Raw genomic sequence first — 4,355 nt, 5'->3', positions numbered from 1 at the left:
GCGTGTTCCTCCCCACCTCCTTAAACGCGCGGCGCCGGGGTGACGGCTGCTGTCCCGCCGGCGCCAGTGAACGAGCAAATGGGGAGAGTCGTCCACTGAGCGGCTCTTGCGAGCCGTTCCTCCGCTTACTGTCACTAATGCGAATGAATTGCAATAGGGCGCGCTGCCCTTTTTAGAATCGCACGCGCAGCGTGCCGCGCGCGCCGATCGGGGCCCCGGTGGTGATGTTGTTGTCGTTGTGGGCGGTCGGGAAATAGGTCTCGTCGAGCACGTTCTGGACGTTGACCTGCGCCTCGACGCCCTCCGCCAGGCGGAAGAAGACGGCGGCGTCGACCCGCGTGTAAGCGGGCAGCTCGACGGCATTGCTGATCGAGGCGAAGCTGCGCGACTGGTGGTGGAGGCCGAGGCCGAAGCCGAAGCGCGGCGAGAGATCGTAGCGCGACCACAGTCCGAGCTGGTGGCGCGGCACTTGGGCAATCTCTCGGCCGGCCGGTGCGGCCGAAGTGGTGCGGCGGATCTCCGCGTCCTGCAGCGCATAGCCGAAGCTCAGTTGCCAGTTCGGACGGAGCTGGCCGGAAACCTCCAGCTCGAGCCCCTGGCTGCGCTGCTCGCCGGTGACCACGATTTGGCCCGGGTTCGGGCCGGGGGCGCGGGTGTTGGTGCGGTCGAGCTGGTAGACGGCGGCGGAGAACAGCAGGCCGGCGCGTGGCTCCCATTTGGCGCCGACCTCGTAATTGTCGAAGCGCTCCGGCGCCAGGTTGGCGCCGGTGACGTCGAGCGAATTGAACTGGTCTCCGGACTGGGGGAGATAGGAGCGGCTGAAGCTCGCGTAGAGCGAGACCTGATCGACCGGATGGAAGACGAGCCCCAGTCGCGGCGACCAGAGATTGTCGGTCCGCGCGGTCGCGGCGCCGCTGATGAGATCGGCGACCTCGAGGTCGAAGCGGTCGTAGCGAAGGCCGGCCACGATCTCGAACGGCCCGATCTCGATCTGGTCTTGCAGGTAGAAAGCGAGGATGTCGGCCTCGCTCTCGGTGGAGCGCTGACCGGTGCCGGGCCTGAAGGTGATCGGCGGGATCACGATCGGATCGGCCAACCCAACCGTGGTGCGGCGCCCGCCCGAGGTCGTCGGCACGCCCGAATCGAAGAAGCCGTTGAGCCGCTGGTTGCCGGTTTCCTGCCGGCCATATTCGAAGCCGGCGAGCAGGGTGTGGTTGAGCGCTCCTGTGGTCACCTCCCAGACGAGGTCGTTCTGGCTGAACAGATTCTCGCGTTGGAAGGAATCGAAATAGGCCTCGACGTCGACGACGCGCCCGCCGCCGCCCGGCCGCACGGCGCTGGCGGCGAAGGCGTTGCGATAGAATTTGTCATAGTCCGCATAGAGCAGCCGGCTTACCAGGGTGAGCGCGGGCGTGAAGCGATGCTCGAGCGTGCCGCGCAGAATATGTCCTTCGAAGCCGAGCTCGTTATCGCCGCGCGCGCCGAAGAACGTGTCGCGAAAACCGCTCAGCGGCCGCCCGTTCTCGGAGGGAATGCCCCGGTCGACGACGCGCTCGTCGTCGACATATTCGTAGGACAGGTTGATCCCCGTATCCGGACCGGGGAGGAAGCGGAGCGTCGGGTTGGCGGCGATCAGCCGCCCGTCATATTGGTCGCGATGGTTGGCGAACTCCTCGTAGACGGCGTTGAAGCGCGCGGCGACCTGGGCGGAGAGCGGCTGGTTGAGATCGGCATCGACATGCCACGCGCCGAACGTGTCGACCGAGGCGCTGGCGCCGATTCGGCTCTCGAACAGCGGGACCTTGGTGATGCGGTTGATGACGCCGCCGCCGCCGCCGCGCCCGAAGATCATCGCGTTCGGGCCGCGCAAGACCTCGACGCGCTGGAGATTGTAGAGCGGTCGGTAATATTGGATGTCGTCGCGTAGGCCGTCGACAAAGAAGTCGGCGGTCGAGTTGTTGCCGCGGATCGTGACCTGGTCGCGATGGCCCTCGCCCTGGCCGATCATCGTCCCGGGAACCGCGCGAAGCACGTCGGCGATCGAGCGCATCGCCTGATCCTCGATCTGGCGTTCGGTGACGACGCTGACCGCCTGGGGCACGTCGACCAGGGGCGTGTCGGTACGCGTCGCCGTGCGGGTCGAATCGGCGCCGTAGCCGTCGCGCGTGCCGGTGACGACGATGACCCCGCCCGAGCTCGCGCCCTGAAGCTCCGCGTCTTCGGCCGCGACCGCGCCGGACGCCCCGTCCTCCGCGGCGAAGGCGGGGGTGGCGAGCGCGCAGCCGAGCGCGGCGAGGGAAACGGAACGGAAAGTCATCGGATGCCCCTTGTCAGCTTTTGCCCGGGCATAGTGAGGATGCGAATTACTCGCAATAGCAATCATCGCGTGCATCGCGGGCGCGGTCCGCATTCGGGCGAGCCCCGGCGACGATTTGATACAAGCTCTCTGTTGCAATCCATTCTCAATAGACCTTTAAGGTGCGGCGAAACGGCTTTGAGGGGACGTGAGTGGCTCAATCGACGGTGATGCGCCTGCGCGGCATCTGGTTTTCGGTGCACAAATGGGTCGGGCTGCTGCTCGCGGTGCTGATCATCCCGATCTCGCTGACCGGATCGGCCCTGGTCTGGCACGACTGGCTCGACGAGACGCTCAACCCGCAGCGCTACGCGGTCAAGAGCGGCGAGGCGGCGCTCCCGGCCTCGGCCTATGCCGCGGCGGCGCAGGCGGCGCTCGCCCCCGGCGAGCAGGTCGCTAGCATCCGCTATCCCGAAGGCGGCGCGGGGCCGGTGATGGTCTCGGCGATGCAGTCGCCGCGCGAGGGCGGAGGTCGACCGCTTCGCACCAATGTCTGGCTCGATCCCGCCGACGCGCGCGTGCTCGATACCGCGTCGAGCGATGCGGGCGGCGTACGCGTGCTCCATGTCCTCCACGGCAGCCTGATGGTGCCCGGCTGGGGGCGGACGATCGTCGGCTGGGTCGGCGTCTTCATGTTCGTCTCCTGCCTGACCGGCATCTGGCTGTGGTGGCCGGTGACCGGAAGCGTGCGGCGGGGCTTTCGCTGGAAAAGGCAGAATTCCACCAACGCCAATCTGCATCACCAGATGGGCTTCTGGATCATGGTCCCGCTGGCGATGCTGAGCTTCACCGGCTTCTGGATCTCCTTCCCGAGCGTGTTCAGCCAGTTCGAGGCGACCCGGCCGGCGCCAAAGGGCGGCGGGGCGCGGCGCGCGACCCCGCGGCCGCTCGCGCGGACGGCGATGATGCCGGAGGCCGCGCTCGCCGCCGCCCGGCCGCACGCGACTGGCGAGCTCGTCACGATCACCTGGCCGACCGATCAGGCGCCGGAATGGAAGATCGCCTTCGCGCGCGCGGGCGGCCCGGCCGAGGTCGAGATCGCCGACGCGAGCGGCGAGGTCACGCCGCCCCGCCCGCCGCGTCCCGAGACGACCGCGCGGACGATGCGGCGCTGGCACGACGGCACCGGGATGGGCCTGGGCTGGCAGATCGTCATCTTCGTCGGCGGCATCATTCCGGCCCTGCTCGCGATCACCGGCATCGTCATGTGGCTGCGCAGCCGCGGCTGGCGGTCGAAACTCGCGGAGAAGCGAAAGGCCGGCAAGCTCAAGCCGTAGCCGGCGGAATAAATCCTCGTCACCCCGGCCCTTCGACTACCTGCAAGCCAGGCGCTCAGGGTAAACTTCAGCCGAAGGCTGAAGGCCGGGGTCTCGTGGAGTCCGGAGTAACTTCTTGTCCCGGGATCCCGGCCTTCGCCGGGACGACGTTTTGGGGTAGGCCGCGTTCGTGACGGAACCCACCTACTTCGCGACCGGGGCGGACTTCCGCCGCTGGTTGGCGGCGCACCATGCGCGCGCCCGAACTGCTCGTCGGCTTCTGGAAGAAGGGCACGGGCAGGCCATCGATCGACTGGCCGCAAGCGCGCGACCAGGCTTTGTGCTTCGGCTGGATCGACGGGGTCAGACGGTCGCTGGGCGACGAGGCCTATACGATCCGCTTCACGCCGCGGCGCAAGGGCAGCATCTGGTCGAAGGTCAACGTCGCCCGCTACGACGCGCTGACCAAGGTGGGTCAAATGACCCCGGCGGGCGTTCGGGCCTATGAGGAGAATAAGGGCAAGACCGGCGTCTACGCCTATGAGAATCAGCTCAAGGAGCTGACCGAGACCGAGACGGCCGAGTTCAGGCACAACAAAGCCGCCTGGGCCGATTGGGAGAACCGGCCGCCGGGCTACCGCAAGGTCGTGCTCCATTGGGTGACCAGCGCGAAGCGGCCGGAGACTCGCGCGAAGCGGCTCGCGTCTCTGATCGAGGACAGTGCCGCCGGACGTAAGATCGCC

Annotated in this window: 3 protein-coding genes; 2 read left to right on the top strand and 1 reads right to left on the bottom strand. The window is 67.6% G+C overall.

Translation table 11 applies throughout. The features are described from left to right. Positions 1 to 172: 172 nt before the first annotated feature. Complete coding sequence (locus ACT4N8_RS03275; protein ID WP_444856709.1) at positions 173 to 2,317, bottom strand: TonB-dependent receptor; 2,145 nt, start codon at positions 2,315 to 2,317, stop codon at positions 173 to 175. Positions 2,318 to 2,508: 191 nt separating this feature from the next. Here ACT4N8_RS03275 and ACT4N8_RS03270 point away from each other — a divergent pair, with 191 nt between their 5' ends. Both ACT4N8_RS03270 and ACT4N8_RS03265 read left to right on the top strand, forming a co-directional pair. Next, on the top strand, positions 2,509 to 3,633 hold the full coding sequence (locus ACT4N8_RS03270; protein WP_444856708.1) for a PepSY-associated TM helix domain-containing protein: 1,125 nt from the start codon (positions 2,509 to 2,511) through the stop codon (positions 3,631 to 3,633). A gap of 230 nt (positions 3,634 to 3,863) precedes the next feature. After that, positions 3,864 to 4,355, top strand: a 492-nt coding sequence (locus ACT4N8_RS03265; protein ID WP_444856707.1) for a YdeI/OmpD-associated family protein, incomplete at its 3' end; no start/stop codon positions are given.

Origin of the sequence: Sphingosinicella sp. (assembly GCF_052387495.1) — a bacterium.
Taxonomy (GTDB): domain Bacteria; phylum Pseudomonadota; class Alphaproteobacteria; order Sphingomonadales; family Sphingomonadaceae; genus Allosphingosinicella.
The sequence above is the reverse complement of the archived record's forward strand: the minus strand, read 5'-3'. Positions and strand labels throughout refer to the sequence as shown.

Bases quoted from the DNA above. Each gene is read 5' to 3' on its own strand.
- ACT4N8_RS03275 (WP_444856709.1), bottom strand. From the start codon at position 2,317: ATGACTTTCCGTTCCGTTTCCCTCGCCGCGCTCGGCTGCGCGCTCGCC.